Annotated in this window: 15 protein-coding genes, 1 tRNA gene and 1 pseudogene; 2 read left to right on the forward strand and 15 right to left on the reverse strand. The window is 66.3% G+C overall.

The window, feature by feature from the left end; genetic code table 11:
* Positions 1 to 166 precede the first annotated feature (166 nt).
* The 8 genes and pseudogenes from ABZX11_RS19010 to ABZX11_RS19045 form a co-directional block, all read right to left on the reverse strand.
* Complete coding sequence (locus ABZX11_RS19010) at positions 167 to 1,150, reverse strand: hypothetical protein (protein ID WP_354914489.1); 984 nt, start codon at positions 1,148 to 1,150, stop codon at positions 167 to 169.
* Positions 1,143 to 1,940 (reverse strand): annotated as a pseudogene (locus tag ABZX11_RS19015) (ATP-binding cassette domain-containing protein). Before ABZX11_RS19015 ends, ABZX11_RS19010 begins: the two are co-directional and overlap by 8 nt.
* A complete protein-coding gene (locus ABZX11_RS19020) occupies positions 1,871 to 2,143 on the reverse strand; it encodes a hypothetical protein (RefSeq protein WP_354914491.1) in 273 nt (90 codons plus the stop codon). The pseudogene ABZX11_RS19015 and the gene ABZX11_RS19020 overlap by 70 nt, the downstream one beginning before the upstream one ends.
* A 302-nt stretch (positions 2,144 to 2,445) precedes the next feature.
* Complete coding sequence (locus tag ABZX11_RS19025; protein ID WP_354914493.1) at positions 2,446 to 2,970, reverse strand: dihydrofolate reductase; 525 nt, start codon at positions 2,968 to 2,970, stop codon at positions 2,446 to 2,448.
* Positions 2,971 to 3,461: 491 nt separating this feature from the next.
* Positions 3,462 to 3,836, reverse strand: a complete 375-nt coding sequence (locus ABZX11_RS19030) for a hypothetical protein (protein WP_354914495.1) — start codon at positions 3,834 to 3,836, stop codon at positions 3,462 to 3,464.
* Positions 3,829 to 5,148, reverse strand: coding sequence for a pre-toxin TG domain-containing protein (locus ABZX11_RS19035; RefSeq protein ID WP_354914497.1), 1,320 nt, complete (start codon positions 5,146 to 5,148; stop codon positions 3,829 to 3,831). The genes ABZX11_RS19030 and ABZX11_RS19035 overlap by 8 nt, the downstream gene beginning before the upstream one ends.
* 1,316 nt (positions 5,149 to 6,464) lie before the next feature.
* Positions 6,465 to 7,466 carry a hypothetical protein gene (locus ABZX11_RS19040; RefSeq protein ID WP_354914499.1) on the reverse strand — a complete coding sequence of 334 codons (1,002 nt, stop codon included), beginning with the start codon at positions 7,464 to 7,466 and terminating at the stop codon, positions 6,465 to 6,467.
* 54 nt (positions 7,467 to 7,520) lie between these two features.
* On the reverse strand, positions 7,521 to 10,691 hold the full coding sequence (locus tag ABZX11_RS19045; protein WP_354914501.1) for a DEAD/DEAH box helicase family protein: 3,171 nt from the start codon (positions 10,689 to 10,691) through the stop codon (positions 7,521 to 7,523).
* A gap of 848 nt (positions 10,692 to 11,539) precedes the next feature.
* Here ABZX11_RS19045 and ABZX11_RS19050 point away from each other — a divergent pair.
* The gene (locus ABZX11_RS19050; RefSeq protein WP_354914503.1) at positions 11,540 to 12,061 is read left to right on the forward strand and encodes a hypothetical protein; all 522 of its coding nucleotides are present in this window, start codon (positions 11,540 to 11,542) and stop codon (positions 12,059 to 12,061) included.
* Positions 12,062 to 12,097: 36 nt separating this feature from the next.
* Here the strand turns inward: ABZX11_RS19050 and ABZX11_RS19055 are convergent, their stop codons facing one another.
* The 5 genes from ABZX11_RS19055 to ABZX11_RS19075 form a co-directional block, all read right to left on the reverse strand.
* Positions 12,098 to 13,156, reverse strand: coding sequence for a site-specific integrase (locus ABZX11_RS19055; RefSeq protein ID WP_354914505.1), 1,059 nt, complete (start codon positions 13,154 to 13,156; stop codon positions 12,098 to 12,100).
* On the reverse strand, positions 13,153 to 13,620 hold the full coding sequence (locus ABZX11_RS19060; protein ID WP_354914507.1) for a hypothetical protein: 468 nt from the start codon (positions 13,618 to 13,620) through the stop codon (positions 13,153 to 13,155). Before ABZX11_RS19060 ends, ABZX11_RS19055 begins: the two co-directional genes overlap by 4 nt.
* Positions 13,621 to 13,760: 140 nt before the next feature.
* Positions 13,761 to 13,844: transfer RNA gene (locus ABZX11_RS19065), tRNA-Leu, on the reverse strand.
* Positions 13,810 to 15,573, reverse strand: coding sequence for an AfsR/SARP family transcriptional regulator (locus tag ABZX11_RS19070; RefSeq protein WP_354914509.1), 1,764 nt, complete (start codon positions 15,571 to 15,573; stop codon positions 13,810 to 13,812). Before ABZX11_RS19070 ends, ABZX11_RS19065 begins: the two co-directional genes overlap by 35 nt.
* Positions 15,574 to 15,609: 36 nt before the next feature.
* Positions 15,610 to 16,551, reverse strand: a complete 942-nt coding sequence (locus tag ABZX11_RS19075) for an NmrA/HSCARG family protein (RefSeq protein ID WP_354914511.1) — start codon at positions 16,549 to 16,551, stop codon at positions 15,610 to 15,612.
* Between the two features lie 166 nt (positions 16,552 to 16,717).
* Here ABZX11_RS19075 and ABZX11_RS19080 point away from each other — a divergent pair, with 166 nt between their 5' ends.
* Positions 16,718 to 17,494: a cellulose-binding domain-containing protein gene (locus ABZX11_RS19080; protein ID WP_354914512.1), complete on the forward strand. Its 777-nt coding sequence runs from the start codon at positions 16,718 to 16,720 to the stop codon at positions 17,492 to 17,494.
* On the opposite strand, the gene ABZX11_RS19085 is transcribed toward ABZX11_RS19080, so the two are convergent.
* The gene (locus ABZX11_RS19085) at positions 17,466 to 18,518 is read right to left on the reverse strand and encodes a cytochrome P450 (protein WP_354914514.1); all 1,053 of its coding nucleotides are present in this window, start codon (positions 18,516 to 18,518) and stop codon (positions 17,466 to 17,468) included. The two genes, ABZX11_RS19080 and ABZX11_RS19085, sit on opposite strands and share 29 nt — an antisense overlap.
* A 61-nt stretch (positions 18,519 to 18,579) precedes the next feature.
* Positions 18,580 to 18,771, reverse strand: coding sequence for a tryptorubin family RiPP precursor (locus ABZX11_RS19090; RefSeq protein ID WP_354914516.1), 192 nt, complete (start codon positions 18,769 to 18,771; stop codon positions 18,580 to 18,582).
* Positions 18,772 to 18,775: the final 4 nt, after the last annotated feature.

The raw sequence follows: 18,775 nt of genomic DNA on the forward strand, positions 1-18,775 counted from the left end.
GCTTCACCCTTCGAAACGCCGCACGCATCCCTTCGTCGCCACGCCGCCGCGTCCCCGGCGGTAAAGGAGAGCTGTTGACAGCGTTGCACGACTCGACTGCGCTCCAGTGATGGCCGGTCGTTAGCCAAGAAGTCGGTGGCGGCAGCGCCGGCGGTGATGACGTCGGTCACGACATAGCAGAGTCTCCACTCGCCCGAGCGGAGACGACCATGTCTTCACTGTCACCACCCGCCACGACACACGATACCGGGCCACGCTGCCGCCGTTCGCTGCTGGGCCATCGCGGGAGGTCACCGTTGGCGATGATGACCGCAGGGCCCCGCAGGTACGTCGTCGTCGCATCCAGAACAACCATCAGCGATCCACCTGCCACCTGGATTGCCCACTCGCCACTGTCCTCACCTTGGGCTCGTGCAGCTGCAACGGCCGAGGCCACCACACCGGTTCCACAAGACCATGTCTCGGCGAAGCCCCGTTCGTAGACGCGCACCTCGACGTCACGAGGTCCAAGCAGGCGAACAACCTCGACGTTGACACCGTCGGGGAATCGTAACGCGCTGTTCGGCAGGACCTTCGCGACACCGGGGGCAACACGCATCAACGGCAAATCGACCTCGAGCGGTACACCCACCGTCACAGCCGCCACGAGGTGGTAGTTCGTCAGCGCCCACCCGATCGCCGCTCCGAACACACCGCCCAGCGCGCAGGCCAGCAGACAGCCCGCCAAGCCCACCAGCATGCCTGCGTCCTGGGAGAAACCCGTCCCGTCACGCCAGAGGATGACCGACGTGAGCCCGCCCCACGTGCACACACCGACAACACCGGCCGCCAGACCGCGGGCCGCTCCGGCTGTCAGCTTCGCCATGTACGTCTCGGGTTTGCGCTGGACCAGAGAAATCCGCCGTATCGAGCGGTAGTAGTAGTCGCGTGTCACGACATAACCACCGACATAAGCTGCCGCGATCGGACACAAGCCGACGAGCCCGAGCAAGGTCTTGGTCGCCGTCTCTGCGTCCATGCCATCGGTGTTCAGCTCCGACCGGGTGACCAGCCAGGCATCCAGTGGCAGCAGCACCGCCATCGCGAGCACGCACAACATCCAATAGCCGCTGCGGGCCTTGAGCAGCTCCGCACGGATCGCGTTAACCACGCAAGGTTCTTTTCTCTCCGGTTAAGGCGAAGTAAATGTCTTCTAAGTCGAACTTGCCGCATTCGGTGAGTTCGGCGAGCGTTCCGGTGAAGACGGTAGTGCGGTTGAGGATCACGACGTCGTCAACAGTCTGGGCGAGTTCGGCGAGCTGGTGACTGGAGACCAGGACGGCGCCACCCCGCTCGGCGAAGGCCCGCAGGAACCGTCGCAACCAGCGGATGCCCTGCGGATCGAGACCATTAGCGGGCTCGTCGAGCACCAGCAGCTCCGGTGAGGCGAGCAGGGCTGTCGCGAGTCCAAGCCGCTGTTTCCTCCCCGTGGAGTACCTGCCCAGCCGCTATCCGGCGACGGCGGACAACCCCACCTCCTCCAGTACGGCCCCGACCACGCTGCGGGGCACGCCGATGGCGGTCGCGCAGATCTCCAGGTGCAGTCGGCCGGTCATGCCGGTCTCGAAGCCGGCTCCGTCCAGGTGGACACCGACTCGGCGTGCCGGGTCGGTCAGCTTGCCGTAGGGAATGCCGAACACGGTCGCCGTTCCCGCGTCCGGCTGGATCAGGCCGAGCAACCCGTGCAGTGAGGTACTCTTCCCGGCTCCGTTGGGCCCGATCAGCCCGACGACACGGCCGGCGGCGACAGTGAAGCCCAGTCCGTCGACGACGTTGGCGCCGCCGTAGCACTTGGTGAAACGCCGGAACTCGACCGGGTGAGGTGACGACGTCATCGGATTGCGTTCTCCTGTCGGAAGAGTTCGTTCAGGGCCGGGAGCAGATAGCTGCGCACGAGCCATTGGCCGGCCGACACCGGGGCGCCTTCGATGTAGGCGCCGCCGGCTCGGCCGAGGACACGCGGGTCGAGACCGGACAGCGGCAGCACCGGCACGTGAACGAGGACGTCGGACCGGACCGGCAGAACCGCGCCGAGCGGCACGTACGACGACCGAGCTTCTCCCGCGGCCAGCTGCGCGACGCCCAGATCGGTGTGTGTCAGCACACCGTGCCGTCGCAGGACGACCCGTGTGCCGCGACCCCGCCGAGGTCAGCGCGAGCTCACGTCAGCTCGGCCTGCCAGGGATCACCTTCGTCACCCGCGAACTGCGCCTCCACTCACCGGATACCAGCTGGTTCGCCTGGCCGAACTGGTCCTGCGCCCTCCGGACGAACTACGAGCAAATCCACCGAACCTCGGATTCAGTGCAACGGCGAGCCCGTAGCATGACCTCCAAATGAAATATTTTCTGCAAGTGCAGCTTTATTGGAGCAACAAGTTCAATGAGTCAGATTGTGCGATTCATCCTAGAATTGATCAGAATTTTTTGTCCACGTGAGGAAGCGATACTGTAGCCCGGTCGATGAATATTGCCATTCTCCAACCGAGTCTAGTTCGGACCCGATTTCAGGCGCGTACGTGTCACCTTCGAACGTTTGCCGAATCTCCGTAACGACGATCCGGTCCGCGAGGGAGAGCGCAGCCTCCCAGACGGTTCGCCCGCCAAGCACCCAGACATCCTCGCTTGTCGCAGCGAGGGCCGCAGGCAAGCTCGGGAAGGTTTCGACACCATGCTGAGGCCGGCTCGCGAGGACGATGTTGCGCCGCCCCGGCAGTGGCCGAAACCTGACAGGAAGGGATTCCCAAGTACGGCGCCCCATCAGCACCGTCGAGCTCGCGGTAAGCGAGCGAAAATGCTCGAGGTCCTCCGGCAAGTGCCACGGCAGAGCGCCGTCCCGGCCGACGACGCCGTTGGAGGCTTGCGCCCAGATCAGGCCGATCACGAAACTGCCGCGATTCCGGTCGAAACCATCCTGTGCAATAATACGCACTTTCCTTCGATCGCTAACATAGGGCATACAATATCGTGTCGTGTCCGTCGGTGGGTCACGTAGTCAATTCCGAGGAGGCGCCTGGAGCCGGGCTAACTGGTACCGTCACGCACATTCGGCCACCAGCTAAGGTGCCAACCACCCATGACCGATCGGGGGCGAGCCGCATATCGACATCACCTCGCACCATGGTCTGTCAGCGAACCATGGGAAGCAAGTGGGGGCACGTGTAAGTTCGGAACTCTATAGACCAGGACCAGATGAGAGCGGTCCAAGCTCGAAGATTCCGAGCTTGGACCGCCTCATCCGGCGGGATGCGCCCCCCTCGAACACATCCCGCCGGAGCTCACCGGGCCACCACAGCGCTACCGTGTCGGACTCGCGGCTCATCAGTTCCGGAAGCGTGGGCCTAAATTCGGCAAACCCGCGCACCCAGTTGCAGTATTGCACCATTAACTGGACTGTCGTCTATTCAAATTTTCCGGATCGGCTCACGAACTCGAGGATGGCTCCTTGGCCTGCTTCTCGCCCTTCGGAGTACTGTTTAACCAGTACAGGCTCAACTGAGGGAGCCAATCGACGGCCCGACAATCATGCACGACACGTTCGACCGTATCTTCGATCGTTGATGTCCAGGGTTCAAACCCGGTTTTTCCTAGGTCGCCGACAACCATCAGACCGTCGCGAAGCAGAAAATCCAGAACAGCCCTGAAGACTTCAACGAAGCGGTCATCGGAGAGTGGAACAACCTCGCGCGTATTCCAGATCAACGAGTCCAGTGAGACGTAGTCATCGACGCCATCCCAAAGTGTCTCGGCTACAATCCGCTCAATCTCGCCCGGTGGGCGTGCTTTCGATTCAGCCATAGGGGAGATGCACCTTCCGATCCTTGTCGGCTCCACTGGCAATGTCGATCGTTTCACCACCCGACTTTGAGTCTATCCGCCACTGTATCGTCGTGCCGTCTTCCAGTTTGTATACCTCGGGGATGTTATCTCCTCGTCCCGGCAACTTCTGCGCCCCGGCCTTCCAGTGGTCGAACAGGCTGCGCAACTCGGCGACGGCGTTGACTTCCTTGACTGTCTTCTGCTTACCCGGGGGCAACGCATCCCACGCTGCGCGCCAGTCCTTACCTCCGTTCTTCGCGGCGATCTCGATCGCGCGTGCGATCTTCGCCGCTTTCTCGACCGCGGTGAGCTTCTTGAGTACACCACCCGCGCCGGGGACCGCGGCCATGCCGTAGATGGCGCGCTCGAACCCGTCGAGCTCCTCCTGGGTGAACGCGTCCTTCCCGGCGATCGCCTCGACCGCGTTCTTGACGCTGCCCACCCCAGGGATGAAGTCCGCCACGATCGACAGCAGCGCTGACACCTCAGGGTTCATCGACCCGTTATGGGTCGGGTGACCGAAGGCTTCGTCGAAGTCGAACTTGATGTTCTTCAGTGACACTGACCCCACCGGCGCCCACGGCGTGGTCTTGAACGCGTCCAGGGTCTTGTTCGCCGCCGCGAGGGTTCTGTTCGCCGCGTCCAGATCACGCTTCGCGCCGGCGAAGTCGCGGCTGGCGCCGGCCACGTCGGCGCGGATCCGAGGCGCGCCCTCGTTCAGTACAGCCGAGGCCTGCTCAATGCCGGCCACAGTGGCATCCAGCGCACGGTTGTTGGCTTCCAGCGCCGCAACATCAATGTGGATGTCCAGGGCCGGGATCGCGTTGATCATCGCCACGAACTCTTTCGCGATCGAGACCAGCTTGGGCAGCGACTTCGCCACGACCGCCGTCGCGACCGCAGCGTTGTGCAACTGCTCGCGCGACGCATCGAGCTGATCCAGAACCCGCTGCGCCTGGTCGACGTCACCGGAGTCAAGCGCTTTGCTGAGCTGAGCGGCGATCTGAGCAGCCTGGCTGAGCCCGTGCTCGGCGACGTCGAGGCCCCCTTGGCGCAACTGACCGAGAACCAGCGTGCCGAGCTCAGTTCGAGCAGCGTCACGCAGCAAACTCTGGACCGCGGTCGTGTTCTGCTTAATCTCATCGGCGACCTTGCACACCGACAATTCGGGATGCCGGTCACAGAGACCAGCCGCCCGAGCCTGCGCAGGCGACGCAAGCGCCGTCACAACAATCGTGGCAATGAGGCCGACGATCGCCACCCGCCGGGCAGGGCGAAACCGGGAACGCATGCGCAAATCCCTCCTGTTAGCCAGTTACACGACAACGGATGCTACATCATGAAAGTAAATTAACGGCAACTCCTTTGTTTGATTTTGTGTCAACACTCACAGTGCGCACACGCTTTTGGGTCACGACAGCAGAAACTACGGTAAACCCGCGACTATTTTGCGGTCTTATACTGATCCTCGAACATCCAACTTCAGATATAGTTCGATCGTCAGCAAGCTGTTTTGAATGAGTTGAAGTGAAAGAAGAAATAGTGCTTTTATGGCACACTGAAGGTAAGCCCGCGATTGCGCACTCCGACAACACGATGCTTGTGACCTTATTCGCCGGCTCCACGCTCATCAGCACTCCGGCGGAACACGCAGGCGACTGCCAGCACTCACCCCGGGCTGCAGAAGCAGGTGCTGTAACATGTAGCCCGATCGGAATAGTCCTCGGCGCAGGCATAGGCGCACTCGGCACTGCGATAGACGCGCCTACCGGATCAGTCAATTAAGTATCACAACCTAATCGTCGACCGAGACTCGGAAAGGCTGCGCCGCGCACCCTTTAGCAATAGGCACGGGCAGGTTCGAACCCTCATCGGACTCCTCGCTTACCACGCAGGTGCCGAAGTGGCTGCGGCGAGGAAGCGGACGCAAGCCGGCTGAACAGCCCTGCCATCGCGCCTTAACCTTGACGCTGGCCGATATCCCGGGCATGCGCGTTCGACACGAGCCCAACCGTGTGACGAGTGCGGCACGCACTCGGCGAACCCCCCGGAGGCTCACCTAGAACGACTGCAGGCATCGATCCGCCCTTGAGCACGGCCCAGACAACCAAGCATCAACGCCTCGCGTGTCGCCGTGCGTGGGCGACCACGTGCAGCGTCGCCCCCGCGAGGCGCGAGCTCGCCGACGCAGCGCGGATCACTCCGATGATCCTTATACCTCCACATCGCGGGTCGGGGTGACCATCTCGGTGACGCCGAGTCTTCGCTTTTGATCAGCACAGGGCGCGCGAGTCCGCCGACACGCCGACCGCCTTGTGTCTTGCGCCACAGCTGGGGGCGTCTCGCGTGACCCATTTCGTGACCCGAAACCGTGTCTAACCGTGTGACTTCTGGGGTCACAAGAGGCAACCTTGCAGATATAGTTGCTGGTAGAGGCTTTAGACGGCATCGTCGCCCACTCTCCTAAAGCGGGTTACCCGACCTCGAATGCCAAGCCGGGACCCGCCGACAGCAGCGTAGAGAGCAACCCCTATCGGCGGGGTCAACGACGTTCGCCATGACCAGCGCGCTCTGGCCGTAGGACTTGCCGACTGACCTGCGACTCTGCTACGTATCTTCCATCCCTCGCTTCAATCGCCAGGCCGTGTACAAGACGTCCTGGTCAAGGTCAAAGTCGATCTCGGCGAGCCGCAGCGCAGAGGAGATCACGAACTCGCGACAGAACTCGTAGTGCTCGCTGGTGTAGGTCAGCCATTCGGGCGCGTAGACCTCCCACGGACCGTGACCGCGGCGAGTCACCTCGGGCGTGACCAGCACGAACCGGGCATACCGGCGGTAATCCAGGCCCAGTGCTATAACCTGCATGTTTCGCTGCATCTCGTACGCGGCCTCGGTCAGCCGGTCGTAGTGATCAGCGAACTCGCGGCCGAGGATCTCAGTCAGGTGTTGCTTCGCGAACGGGAGCGTGCTTTCTACCGCGTCCACGTGCGGGCCGAAGTCGTAGACGCTGCGCCGGTGATCGATCCGCTTGCGTTTGGTGTAGTCATCGAGCAGCCGCACGAACGCTTCCGCGAGCTCGCCCAGCCCCGTTTTGTAGTCGCCTCGCTGGGCGCTGACACCTGCGTCCCTCAGCTTGTCGTGAACCTCGCGCTGGGTGACCAGATCGGTCAGGTCAAGGCCGGCGAACTCGACATCTGGGCCGAACACCAACGGGGTGTTGTCGACGAAGAACGCTTCGACTTCTGTGCGTGCCTGTTCCACGGCGTGCGCGCCTGGCAATGTGCCGGCGTGTTTGAGTCCGTTGCGTAACCGGTTGAGGCGGTCCATCGCGGTCTTGCCTGACAGCGGGACCCCGTTGGGGATGCCGTTCTTGTTCGTCGGGGACAGCGGCGCGAGGCGAGGCCAGTAGTCCAGGAAAGTCGTGTGGTTCGGCAGCTGCGCGCCCAGATACTCTGCGGCGAGCACCAAGAACAGCTCGACCGAGTCGTGAAATGACAGGACGCTGGTCATCGACAGCGGCCCCGGCTGCTGAGCCTGCGAAATCCCCTGCTGGAAGATCAGGCGGATGAACACCAACCGGCGCATCGTCGAGAGATCGAGCATGGCCATCGGCTCCTCTGCGCTGCTTCCTGCATCGTCGTCGTGAGGGCGGTTCTCGCCCGGTTAGTCGTTGCACCACACATACAAGGGAGCGTTGGCGGTGGTACGCACGTAGGTCTCGGTCGCGGCCAGCAGGTCCAGCTGGGCGTCGCTGGCTTTCGCTGCGGACAGGCCCGGCTGGATGATCGTCATCTCCAGGCGCGGCTTGAGCACTCGCGCCAGTTCCCTCAGCCTGTAGAGGTCAGCAATGTTGCCCACCTCGAACGGATTGACATCAGTCCGCTTGAACTTGTTCTTCGCTCGCCGCTCAAGGTTCTTGAACAGCGGGACTATATCGGCCCGACTGCGCCAGACGACGCTCTTCTGCGCCTGCCCGCACAACTCGTACAGGTCCGACACCCGCGCACCGGAGACACCATCGATGGCATACTTGCAGTGGAAGAAGTGGATCAGCAACTCATCACCATCGGCTTTGAGCGCGACAACGTCGGCGATCTCGCCCTTGCCGTCATCGTCGATGACCACATCCCAGGTCTGATCCGCGGTCAGTTGCCGGATCGTGAAAGCCTGGATCGAGTCCGCGCGCTTGGTTGAACCTTGGGATTCCGCGCGTAGATCCACCTGAGACCAGTCCAGCACCCTCAGCTGGTCGCGCGGGAACGGCTCGAGGCGCTGTTTCGGATCGTAGAGCTTGTCGTTGTGGATGACGCGATCCTGGTCGAGCAGGAACGTCAACCCGTGCCGCTCGGTCAGCCACTGACTCAAGCCGACCGCGTCGGCTCGGCGCGTGCCCACCTCGATCTCGTCCTGCTCCGTGCAGCGGTAAACCAGACGCCCTTCGGCGAAATCTGCCTCGTAGCCGACGGTCCACGCGTCGGTGCTGACCCAGAACGTCAACGGGCCGGTCTCGTCCTCACCGCGGGGCCGCAGTTCGACGTCGATCATCGGATAGGCCCGCTTGTCGTAGGTCAGAGTGAGTTGTTCGCTGGTGGACGCGAGGATCTCCCAGGGCCACTCGACTGCCAGCAGCACAGACTCCGGCCGGGACTCCAGGTCTTCGGGCACGATGAAGTGCCGGATCACGTCGTCGATGCTGATGGTGTCGTCGAGCAGCTTGTCGCCGATGCCGTCGCACCAGTCTCGCCAGTGTTTGACGGTCGCTGCTTTGCTGTGGCTCCAGATGCGGCCTTTGATCGAGGCGCTGATGTTGACGCGCTCACCCTGGCGGTAGCCGGAACCGGAGATGTTGGTCTGAGTCTTCGTCTTCTGCTCGGCGGTGGGGAAGCTTTCGGCCACGTCCGCGCCGACGTGCATGGAGAACCGGCGGAAGTGGTTGCGCACATCCAGGACGCCGACAGTAGTGGGGACAAGCCGGGTGATGTCGCCCATGACGCGGTAGACCTTCGAGCCGGTAAACCGGGTCGAAGGACCTGCCACGTGCTCGGCGAGTTCGGGGAACAGGCCGCTGTTGGCGGAGTTGTTGATGTAGAGCAGCCTGCGTCTACGGTCGAAGTACAGCACGAACAGCTCGTAGGTGACCTCTTCGACCGTTTTCAGGTCACCCCAGGGAACTTGGGTGCGGTTGGTGACGACGGACCACGCGACACCCTCGGCCGGGTTCAATCCGATCGGCAGGGTGAGCAGGTCCTCTTCGCCGAAGAAGTCGACCATGGCTTCGGGGGTCCACTCGTCTGACTGTGTCTGGTAGACGACTGTGCTCATCTTGGGCTCGAGGTTCCGGAGCATGACCTCGTCCGGGGTGCTGGTGAATCCGGCTTCGAATTCACTGATCGCGCGTTGCTCGCCCAGCGCGGCCTCGGACAGGTCACGGAGAACGTCGTTCCAGTCGGCGTTCTCGGCGTACAGTGCGCGCAGCCGGTCGTCGACGTGGTACTCGGTGCGCGCCACGAAGACCGATGCGTCTCCCAGCGACGAGTCAGACGAGGTCCGGGCTAGCCGACCCACGAACTGCAGGGTCACGCCGAGGCTCTTCTGCGGATCATGCACGGCGGCGATCTTGAGTGCCGGGAGGTCGAATCCTTCTCCCAGCATGTTGACGCACACGATGATCCGTGACTCTCCGGCGCGGATCGCCGCCAGCGCTCGTTTCTTCGCGGTCGCCGACATGCTGTAGTACACGGCCACCGGTTCGAATTCGGGCGCGAGTTCGCGGTAGAGCGGTAGCAGGTCGTCGACCCGTTTGGTGGTCTTGGCCCGGACCAGGAGTAGGTGATCAAGTCCGGCTTCCCGATCCCGGCGCAGCTGGTCCACGGCTTGCCGTGCCAGCTCGCGGTCGGTGTTGACGAAGTCGATCACCGAGGTGTAGTTGATTGACGCGAAGAAGCCGTGGCGCTGCGCTTCTGACAGTGGGAAGTCGTAGACGATCTGACCGTCGACGTGCCGGCCGTCCTCGCGGAACGGTGTCGCGGTGAATTGCACGACTGGACGGTCAGCGAATGCTTCGCGTGTGTCGGACCACGTCCGCGCTTCGACGTGATGGGCTTCGTCGACAAATAGGTGCGAGCACAGCGCGCGCAGCGCCGAGCGCGCGTCCGGGTCGCAGGCAGTCAACGCCTGCGGGGTGGCGACGATGACGTTGCACGCCTCGGCGAACGCTTCGGCCTGTTCGACGGACTTCAGGCCGCTGGTGAGCTGACCGACCACCGGGCGCATCGCGTCCGGATTCGCGATCCCGAGTTTGTGCAGCACGCCGAGCTTGATGAACGTGCCTGAGATCTGGGTGCGTAGCACCTCCGAGGGCACCACGACCAGCAGGCGGTGCAGTTTCGCCGCCAGCAGCAACGCGACCATTGTCTCGGTCTTTCCCGTGCCCGTCGGCATCACGACTGTTACGGGAGCGACGCGACCGGTCGTCCAGTATCCCAGCACCGCGTGCAACGCGCCGAGCTGCGGGCGGCGCAAACCGTTCCGGTATCCAGTGCTCTCTTGAAAGCTCAGGGCATCCTCATACGTGGCGAGCACCGTCTCCGGGGTCCATAGACTTCGAGAACCGATCCAGTCGCCCTTGAGCACCGGGTCGCCCGGTTCGCTTCCCAGACCGGCCCTCAGCTCCAGGGTTGACGTGGTACCGGCTGCCCCGGCTATCGATGCCGGCCAGGTTCCAAACTCGTTCCGCGCTACCAACGCCGATGGGTCATTGCCGACGGCAAGGACGAAGCCCGCGGATGCGGGCACAAGGAGCTGACGGACGACATTGCCGTCGAACGTCTCCACTGTCGCCCAAACATCCGGCGACCGCCATACGGCTGCCATTCGGTTACCCCTTTCGGCGGAGCACACCATGCTAACTCGCCGGCCTGCACGCGCACCCGAACGACACAACCCTCAGGAGCTACCGCTCTTGAGCTCGACACCAGCGGTCGGCTCTGAAGTTTCGCGGGCATGCTGCCTCGACGCCGTCGTCACTCATCCGGGCTCTCCCGTGTTGACTGGTGCCTCGACTACTACCTGGGTTCGCTACATCCCCAAACGAAACGCCCACTTCGAGCATCAACGGCGGGGCACCAGCACGGCAGGTGAGGTCTTGCAGCGAGCGGCGAGCTGCAAATTCACAGCAAAGGCGGAGCAACGCCCGCGGGCTATCCCGGGGCCCCGCCGGCAAGCGGCGGTTCCGGGTGTCACGACCTCGGTGGTCTACCTCCCGTGGCAGCATCGGCATTGACTTGCCGACCAGCGAGCGCGACACGCCCGACCTCCGCAGCGGATTCCCGCGACATCAGGCGTGAGGCGAAACGGTGTCGGACGGTGGGGCTCCAGCGCCCAGCCGCGACATTCAAGAGGACAAAGATGCTGCTAGAGGTCATGGTCACCCCTGCCGACCACCCGCCAGAGGCAGGTGTCGAAGGTTCGAATCTTCCGGCTACAGGGCTTTAGTCGGGTCGCCGATGCGCGCGTGCGTCGTTCCGGCGCTCAATGCGAAGAATTGAACATTCAGGGACTAAACTCGATCACGTTCAGCTCCGCGCTGTGACACCGTCGGACGCTGCTTCGCCTCGCCCTCCCACGCGACATCTGGGACAGTCATGTCACACGATCGGGAACGTCGAGCTGGCGAAGACCCAATGCCTGTCGCCGCTCGCGCGGCCAAGGCGGTTCCGTGCTCGACATCGGAGGGAACGGGCAACAGGATCGTCGCGTCGCTGCTCTTGCCCGAGCGGAGGTGCAGCGCCGAACCTGTGATTCCCTTGCCTGTTGCCGATCTGGGCCCGGTGGTGGACCGTGGGTCGGTCGCGTTCAGCCTGGTCCGGGTCGGCATGAACGGCGTGGTGGCGGCGCGGGTCCCGCTGGAGCGGTTGAGTTGGGTTCCGGGCCTGCCGCTGCGGCTCTCGGCGTCCTCGGGTCTGCTCGTGGTAGCGCCGAGCGAGAAGCCGTCGGGTGCGTCAGTTCCGCCGAGGATGAATTTGACCTTGCCGGCCCGGCTGCGGGCGCGGTGCCGCATCCGGGCTGAGGATCAGGTGCTTCTCGCTGCCGTGCTGGAGCACGACCTGCTGGTCGTCTATCCGCAGCACGTGTTCTACACGATGGTCAGCGCCTTCCACGACAACCTCGTCAACATCCCGGACAGGACCGCTCACAGCGAGTGAGGCGGGCGCGGTCTGCACGACCGCGCCCGCCTTCGATCACTCTGTCGTGGTCCGCGGCGTGCGAACCGGGGCCAAGGGGTGGGGTTCCCCGGTGAGCGCGGCCAGCGCTTCGGCGACCTCGGTGATGTCGGCCTTGACGTAGGTGGTGGTTGTCAGGTCGCTGCCGGACTCGGCGTGTCCGGCGTAGGCGCGAGCGACGCCGATGCCGAAGTTGCGCTCGACCCAGGTCAGCGTGGTGTGGCGCAGCCAGTGGGCGCTGACCTGCAGTGACCTTGCCCAGTCCAGTTCCTTCTGGACACGGCCGAAGATGTAGTCGTAGCGACGCTTGGTGATCGGGTTGCCGTTGGCGTAGCGCAGCAGCTGGCTTTCGGGGTCGCCGTCGCCGCGTTCGTCGAAGTGGGCGACGAGGTGCCGCATCAGGGTCGGCGAGACCGGTTGCCAGCGTTCGGTTTCACCCTTCTCCCGCAGCAGGATCGTGCATTGAGTCTGGTCCAGGTCGCGGCGACGCAACGCGAGTGCACCACCACGCCGGCAGGCGCTCTCCTCATGCAGCCGGCAGACCAAAGCGTCCAGCTCCGGGTCGTCGCCGGTGGTGGAAACGATGTCGTTGAGCTCGTTGACCCGGTCGGACGCGAGGGCCCGGCGGGTGGAGGCGTTGCGCCGTGGCTTGGTGACCCGCATGGCCGGGTTGGCGCGCTCGTCGAGGCGTCCGTCGTTGACCAGGTGCTTGTAGAGGCAGCGCATGGCGGCGACGAAGTTCTCCGCCGCGTTGCGCCCGCCGCGGGAGTTGCGGCGGACACGCGCAGTGCTGCGGACGTGCTCGGCCATTGCCTTGATCTCGGTGGCCGTGATCGTGTCCATGGGCCGCTCGCCCCACCGGGCGTCGGCCTTCTTCCAGTACGACCCGTAGGAACTGGCCGTGCTCTGCGACACGAGGCCCGCGACGACCGGGATCCATTCGCCCAGCGTCGGCATCGGCGGGCGTTCACCCCCGGTGTTGCCGGTGGGTGCGTCGCCGATGAGATCGGCGGGGTCCACGCCGAGGCGTGACAGCAGTAGCCGCGCCGCTTCGAGGTCTTCGGTGGTGGCGGTCATGAGGCCTCCTCCTCGGGGGCAGAAAGGGAGGTGTGGAAGGTGCGCAGCATCGCCTGCACGGCGGCTTCCGGGTGGACGATGAGCACGTCGTGGACGGGATCGGCGACCAGCAGCAGGCGGCTGCCCGCGAGGGCTCCGCAGCCGCGGCGCACCGGAGCTGGAAGGGCGACGTAGGGCTTGCGGGGCATGACGAACACCCCGTCCGGACGCCGGCGGATCACCACCGAGGTCCGGACGATAGTGATCAACAGCCGGTCACCCTGACTCCAGCCGAGGGCTGCGACGGCGCCGCGGTCCTGCAGCCGCCCGCCCCCGTCCATCAGCGCAATCGACAGCCGCGGACCATCCGCAGCATGGAGATCACGCAACGGCGGCAACCCCATCGGCACAGGCAAGGAAGCCACGCGTTCCGGATCCGGCGTCGCGATCCGGCCGGGTAAGGCCAAGGAGGGGACGCGGGTCATGCGACACCTCCCCGACGTGTTGCGCGAAGGGAGGGCGCGGTCAAGATCAGCGTAACCGAGATCGACGGGCGCTGAACGCGACAAAGACCCGCCGTAGCGGGCCAGTCACTCTGTGGTTTGGGAGATCTCCCACGAATATGTGTCCGAGGGGGGACTTGAACCCCCACGCCCGTTAAGGGCACTAGCACCTCAAGCTAGCGCGTCTGCCATTCCGCCACTCGGACCTGCTGAAGAAAGAGTATACGGCGCCTCCAGCACCCCGTTCAGGGGGGTCCGGATCGCTCCCTCGGCGGCCTCTGGCATGATCGGCCGGTTTCGCACTTGCTGCATCGATTCAGCGAACAATCGCACCGGCTCCTGGTAGGCGTACGCCTCCGGCCCCGCGGCCTCAAGCAAGTGCGCGTCCACCAGGGATTCCAGGAGGATCGTCGTGTCCTGGGCCGGAAGGTCCAGCGCCGCCGATGCCGTTGCCGTCGAGAACCTGGGGAACGGCGACAGCCTCTCGAACGCGTGCCTCTGCCAGGGCGTCAGCTCGGCCACCGCCGACTCGTACGGCTTCTCTATCGCCTGGCACTCCGGGGGCCTTGCCGGTGCTCCCGGGGCTGGGCGGCCCACCCTCTTCAGGGCCTCCGTCATCGTCCACTCCGGGCGGGATGCCAGCCTCTCGCCGATCGCGCGGATGACCTGGGGGAGCCCCGCTGTCCGCGAAGCCAGCGCCTGCGTTTCCCCGGGAAAAGCCGCCACCCGGTCCTGGCCCACCACCTGCGTCAGCAGGGTCACCGACTCCTGGACGCTCAAGCCGCCCAGCTTTGTCCAGTGGGCGTGCGGTACGTCGTACAAGCGACGGCGGGCCGTGATCAGCACCGCCGGACCTCCCGCGCCCGGCAGCAGCACTCGGATGTCGTCCTCCGGGCGGGCGTTGTCCAGGACCACCAGCACCCTGCGGCCCGACGTGCGGGTTCGCCACAACGCCGCCCGCTCGCTCGCCGACGCCGGGAGGTCGCGCACGCCGATTCCGTGCAGCAGCTCGGACAGCGGGTCCGGTGACTCCGCCAGGTCCAGGAACAGCCGGCCGTCCGGGAAGTCGACCGTGTGGGCGATGTGGACCGCCAGCGCTGTCTTGCCGATCGCCGCCAGGCCCTCGATGCCCAGCACCGGGACCGACGCCGTGGGCCTGGTCAGTGCCTCGGACAGCGCGGACGTCAATGACACGCGGCCGACGAACTCCGGGAGGTCCGGGGGCAGCTGGGACGGGGCGGACACCGGCGGCGCCAGCGATGGGTCCGCCGCCAGGATGCGGCGTTGCATCTCGCGCAGCTCCGGGCCCGGGTCGAGACCCAGCTCGGACTCCAGCAGGCGCTGCGTCGCCGTGAACAGCTCCAGCGCCTCCGCCTGGCGGCCCGCGCGGTACAACGCCAGCATCTGCAGCTCACGCGGGCGCTCGCGCAACGGCTGTTCGACGATCAGGTCCGTCAGGTCGACGTGGCGGCCCGCCTCGATGTCCGCCGCCGCCAGGTCCTCGCGGGCCTTGAAGTGCAGCTGGACCAGGCGCTCGCGGGCCGCCTCCGCGTAGTCGCCGTTCACCCCGGACAGCGGCGTGCCGTGCCACAACTCCAGCGCCTCCCGCAACGAAGGCGGTGAAGACAAAAGGCGCTCGAACTCCGTGACGTCCAGAGAACCGGCGCGGATCGCGTAGCCGCCGCCGACCGACTCGATCGGGACGCCGGCGTGGCGCAGGCGGGACACGTACGACCGCACCATGCCGACCGCCGCCCGTGGCTCCGCCCCGCCCCACAACGCCGTGACCAGCTGGGCCGGCGACAGTGGTGTGCCCTCCTGCAGGAGCAGCACCGCCAGCGCCGCCCGCTGCCGGGGTGGCCCCAGCTCGAGCTCGGCGTCGCCGCGCCACGCCCGGACCGGGCCGAGGACTTCGAACCGCACCGCATCGGTCACGCAGAGCGCAACCGGCGGCCGCGGAACGGTATTCCGTCACAGCCCCTCGAACGCCTCGCGCCGCGACGCGAGCCAGGTCGCGAAGTCCTGCAGCCGCGGGTTCAGCTTCCGCACCGCCTCCGGGTCGCGCGCGCCGGCGAACGCGTCTTCGTGCTCGGCGTAGTAGAAGAACATGTTCGACAGGTCGTCCGCGCCCGGGAAGCCCGCGGCCCGCAGGTCCTCGACGCTCATCGGCCGGTAGGCGACCACCGTGTCGAGCTCCTTGGCGAACGCCGCGGCGTACTGCTCGCCGGTCAGGTTCTCCCCCGAGATGCTGATCGTCTCGCCGGCCAGCGACGGGCCCTGCGCGAACACGCCGAACGCCGTGCGGCCGATGTCCTCCGCCGCGATGCCCGGCAGCGTCTTGTCGGCCATCGGCAGGTGCAGCGCGATGACGCCGTCGTCGTCGCGGACCGGGCGGAAGAAGTCGAGGAAGGCCTCGAAGTAGAACGTTGTCGAAAGGAACGTCGTCGGCACGCCCGCCTCGACGAAGAACGCCTCCGCTTCGGCCTTGCTGTCGAAGTGCGGGACCTTGTACCGCTCGTGCAGCGTCGGGACGCGGTCGTCGCGCAGGTGCAGGCGGGTGTCGGGCAGGGTCGACCAGATCACGTGGCGCAGTCCGGTGGCCTTCGCCGCCGCGGCCATCGCGCGGGCCTGCTGCTGCTCGCGCTCGACGGAGTTGTACTCCCAGAACGCCGTGACAAGGTAGGCGCCGTACGCGCCTTCGAAAGCCTTCGTCAGGCTCGACTCGTCGTCCAGGTCGGCGGCGACGACTTCGGCGCCGCGAGCGGCCAGCGCCCGCGCGGCCGGGGAGTCCGGGTTGCGAGTGATCGCCCGCAGCGCGAACCGCCGCTCCGAATCGTCGAGGATCGCGCGGGCCAGGCCGCCGCCCTGCTGGCCGGTGGCGCCGACGACGGCGATGATCTTCGGGTCGGACATCGGGAAACCTCCTGGGTCGGGCCGGCGGGTTCCGGCCACCGCCCCAGGGAACCGCCCGGACATCAGCGTCTCGTGCACGGCGGGTGCACGCCGCGTGCACACGGTTTACAAGGTCGCCGCCGCTTCCTAGGATTCGCCGGTCGGGCCGCAGAACGGGAGGTTTTCCATGGGTCGGCGGCGGGACGACGACGAAATCTCCGTCGCCGAGCTGCTCCGGGAGACGGGGGCGACGCCGCGCTCGCTCGGCGGGCCGCCCGCGGCCACACCGTCGCGCGAGGAGGACACCGGCGACGGCTACCGAGAACGGCTCGAGCAGCGCGCCCGCGAAGCCGCGGCCGTCCAGCAGCGGGCCGGGCGGCGGATCCGGTGGATCTCCGCGTTCGCCGGCGCCGTCGTGGTGCTCGGCAGCCTCGTGCTCATCGCGGTGACGTCCGGCAGCGCGCAGCCGCGGCAGGCCACGCCGCAGGCCCCGCTCGCGCCGGCGACGACTCCGCATCCGGCCACTCCCACGCTCAGCCGGCCCGGTCCGACGCCGATCCCGACCGTGCTGCGGCAAACCGCAACGCCGACGACGACGCCGGTGCCGACCTCGGCCGCACCCCAGCCCCCGCCGGCCGCAGCCGCGTCGTGCGTCGTGCGCTTTTCCGTGACCGACCAGTGGAACGACGGCTTCACCGCGGGCGTCGCCATCACCAACAAGAGCAGCGAAACGCTGGAACCGTGGACGCTGACCTGGACGTTCACCGCCGGGCAGCGGGTCACCCACGGCTGGGACGGCAAGTACAGCCAGAGCGCCAGCCGGGTGACCGTCACCGCCGAGTCCTACAACGCCACCCTCGCACCGGGCGCGACCGTCAGCACGGGGCTGAACGGGGCCTTCGACCACGGGAACCCGGCCCCCACGGCGTTCACCCTCAACGGCGCCCGCTGCGACGCGGGCTGACCACCCGCACGTCGGCCAGCTCGAGCAGGCCGTCGAGCTCCACGCGCGCGCGGGTGCGCCGCGGGTCGGGCACCAGGCCTTCGGCGCGGACGACGTCGAGCAGGCGGCTCGCCAGGGGCAGCACCAGGTGCCGGCCCCAGCAGCGCTCGCTGACGTGCCCGAACGGCAGGTAACCGGGGTGGCGGTCGGCGTCGAGGGCGGCCCAGCGCCGCGGGCGCCACTCGTCCGGCGCTTCCCACAGCTTCGGTGAGCGGTGGCTCAGCAGCGGCAGCAGCAGGACGTCGTCGCCGGGGGTGATGCGGGCGTCCACCTCGGCGAACTCCGGCGAGCGCACGCGCAGGATGTTCCACGACGGCGGCAGCAGCCGCAGTGCTTCGTCGAGGACGTGTTCGTTCGGGACGTCGTCGTCGAACGGCGCGCCCAGCCACACCGCGTTGGTCACCAGCGCGGCGACGGTGAAGCAGATCGGCGCGGCGACCCGGCGGTAGAGGTACATCCGGAAACGCCGTTCGGCCAGCGTGTCGGCGGCAAGGACCTGCCGGGCGAGCGTCGACAGCTCGGCGTCCGGCGCCGGCCGCCGGGCCAGCGCGGCCCCGGCGGCGACGGCCGACCAGGTCAGCTTCGGCGTCAGCTCCAGGCGGCGGTCGACGAGCACGCGGAACCGGCGCGTCTCGGGCCCGAAGACGAATCGGCGCAGGTAGTCGTGCGGTACGGCCGGCCACGCACCGGTGAGGTCGGGGACGTCGGCAGGTCGCTTCAGCGCGGCCCGGACGTCGGCGCCGAGCGCTTGCATCAGGCTCGCCGATTCGGCGCGGGTCACCGCGCGGCCCAGCACCGGCTTGAACGTCGGGCGCTCCTCGGCGTTCGCCGGGCGGGCGCGCAGCACGGCGTCCATCAGGTCCGGGTCGGCGATCCCGACGGTGTCGGGCTCGAGGCGGAAGAGCCCGCCGTCCCGGTGCTCGCGCAGCAGTTCCGCCAGGCGGGGCGCGAAGACGACTTCGCGGCGGGCGGGAGCGATGACCACGTTCGGCACTCCTCGAAAGGGGAACGGGGGCCGGTCCCGGTGACCGGGACCGGCCGCGCGATCAGATCCAGCCGTACCAGGCGTAAGCCTTCAAGCTCCTCTTGGGAAGCGCTTTCTTCACCAGGCGGACGAGCTTCACCGGATTCCTCCCTAGCTCGGGTTTCAGGATCATGTTCGACCCTAGGCAGGGCGGGATCGGCTCAGCACCAAGGACTACACGTTCGGCCCAGACCTTTCGGCGGGAAATGGGCATCAGG

Origin of the sequence: Amycolatopsis sp. NPDC004169, from assembly GCF_040610315.1 — a bacterium.
Classification (GTDB): Bacteria; Actinomycetota; Actinomycetes; order Mycobacteriales; family Pseudonocardiaceae; genus Amycolatopsis.

Coding starts and splice junctions, on each gene's coding strand:
- ABZX11_RS19030 (WP_354914495.1), bottom strand. CDS start 3,836: ATGGCTGAATCGAAAGCACGCCCACCGGGCGAGATTGAGCGGATTGTA.
- ABZX11_RS19035 (WP_354914497.1), bottom strand. CDS start 5,148: ATGCGTTCCCGGTTTCGCCCTGCCCGGCGGGTGGCGATCGTCGGCCTC.
- ABZX11_RS19040 (WP_354914499.1), bottom strand. CDS start 7,466: ATGGCCATGCTCGATCTCTCGACGATGCGCCGGTTGGTGTTCATCCGC.
- ABZX11_RS19050 (WP_354914503.1), top strand. CDS start 11,540: ATGCCTGTCGCCGCTCGCGCGGCCAAGGCGGTTCCGTGCTCGACATCG.
- ABZX11_RS19055 (WP_354914505.1), bottom strand. CDS start 13,156: ATGACCGCCACCACCGAAGACCTCGAAGCGGCGCGGCTACTGCTGTCA.
- ABZX11_RS19060 (WP_354914507.1), bottom strand. CDS start 13,620: ATGACCCGCGTCCCCTCCTTGGCCTTACCCGGCCGGATCGCGACGCCG.
- ABZX11_RS19075 (WP_354914511.1), bottom strand. CDS start 16,551: ATGTCCGACCCGAAGATCATCGCCGTCGTCGGCGCCACCGGCCAGCAG.
- ABZX11_RS19080 (WP_354914512.1), top strand. CDS start 16,718: ATGGGTCGGCGGCGGGACGACGACGAAATCTCCGTCGCCGAGCTGCTC.
- ABZX11_RS19090 (WP_354914516.1), bottom strand. CDS start 18,771: ATGCCCATTTCCCGCCGAAAGGTCTGGGCCGAACGTGTAGTCCTTGGT.